This is a genomic window from Methylobacterium sp. WL6 (assembly GCF_008040095.1).
Classification (GTDB): domain Bacteria; phylum Pseudomonadota; class Alphaproteobacteria; order Rhizobiales; family Beijerinckiaceae; genus Methylobacterium.
In genome coordinates this window covers 1-1,386 of record NZ_VRVH01000556.1, presented here as the reverse complement: position 1 = coordinate 1,386, position 1,386 = coordinate 1, and the positions used below count along the sequence as shown (strand labels likewise).

Sequence of the window (1,386 nt, the reverse complement as noted above, 5' to 3'; positions counted from 1 at the left end):
CCGCCGGGCGCGGCCGCACCGGCGGCGGCTCGGCGATGGTGGCCGAGGCCCCCGAGAAGGAGGTGCGCCGCGTCACCAAGAGCTTCGAGGCGCACGAGATCCGCCCCGACCGCCTCTGGCTCCAGACCCTGCCGGACGACCCCGGCCGCTACCTCAAGCTCCGCCTCAAGGCCGAGCAGGCCCGCCGCATCGAAGCCGGCACCAGCATGCCCGCCGGGAGCAACCCATGGTGAGGTTTTGGAATGCGCCGCACCGCGTCCCTCACGAGCAGACACTTTCGGGTTCATGGCCTTCGCAAACGCGGTTCTCAGGCCCTCCCCGTCATCCCGGGGCGCCGGAGGCGAGCCCGGGATCCAGAACCGCAGGGCGTTGGTCGTCATGCGCCGTCGGCGGCTCTGGATCCCGGGCTCTGCTGCGCAGCCCCGGGATGACGGGGTGGCGCGGATCCAAGCGCGATCGATACGGCTCCGATGCGAGGCATGAACACCGTGGCCCGCAAAGGGGGGAAGAAAGGGCGGGTCGCATGCGATGGACCGTCCTGTTCGCCGCCCTCCTCCTGGCCCAGCCCGCCCGCGCCGAGGTCGAGCCGGGCGACCTCACCCTCACGGTCACGCCCGAATTGAACGGCAACGCCGCGCCGTTCGTGCGCGAGATGGTGCTGCTGCGCATCCACGGGGTCTACAAGCAGCAGATCCTGCTCGAGGAGGTGATCCAGCCGACGCTGGCCAACTTCAGCTGGAGCCAGCTCGGCCGCGACCGCTGGAGCAGGACCAAGCTGAAGGACGGCCAGAGCGCCATCGCCTTCGACCGGGTGATCGCGGTGTTCCCGCACCATGCCGGCGACTTCACGATCGAGCCGTTCGACCACCGCCTGACGATCAACGACGACGGCCAGCGCCGGGTGATCGACGTGCGCTCCGGCCCGGTCGCGCTGCCGGTCGCGACCTGGACCAAGGAGGGCGGCGGCCCGGACGCCAAGGAGCCGTGGTGGCTGCCGGCCAAGGACGTGACGATCACCGATTCCTGGTCGCCCGACCCGGAGACGGTGAAGCTCGGCGACACCACCCGGCGCATCGTGACGGTGGAGGCGCAGGGTATGGTCGCCGAGGGGCTGCCGCCGCGCCCGGTGATGCGCACCCGCGGCATCCTCACCTTCGCCGGCCCGGTCACCCGCGAGACCCTGATCACCCCCGCCGGCCCGGTGGCGCGCGCCACCTACCAGTGGGACGTGAAGGCCGGCGTGCCCGAGATCATCCCCCTCGACGCGATCGTCATCCCGTGGTTCGACACGGTGTCGCGCACGATGCGCGAGGCCGAGATCCCCGCCCGCCAGATCGGCGGCGGCCTGCCCGACCGGGAAGGCGACCTCGCCCCCCCGCTCGCCAC

At 71.9% G+C, this 1,386-nt stretch carries 1 protein-coding gene and 1 pseudogene; both read left to right on the top strand.

The annotated features are described in order from the left end of the window. Nucleotides 1-233 (top strand): annotated as a pseudogene (locus FV230_RS28305) (hypothetical protein); the annotation flags it as partial. Nucleotides 234-523: 290 nt separating this feature from the next. Further along, nucleotides 524-1,386: BatD family protein (locus FV230_RS28300; protein WP_147844718.1), on the top strand; the 863-nt coding region annotated here is incomplete at its 3' end.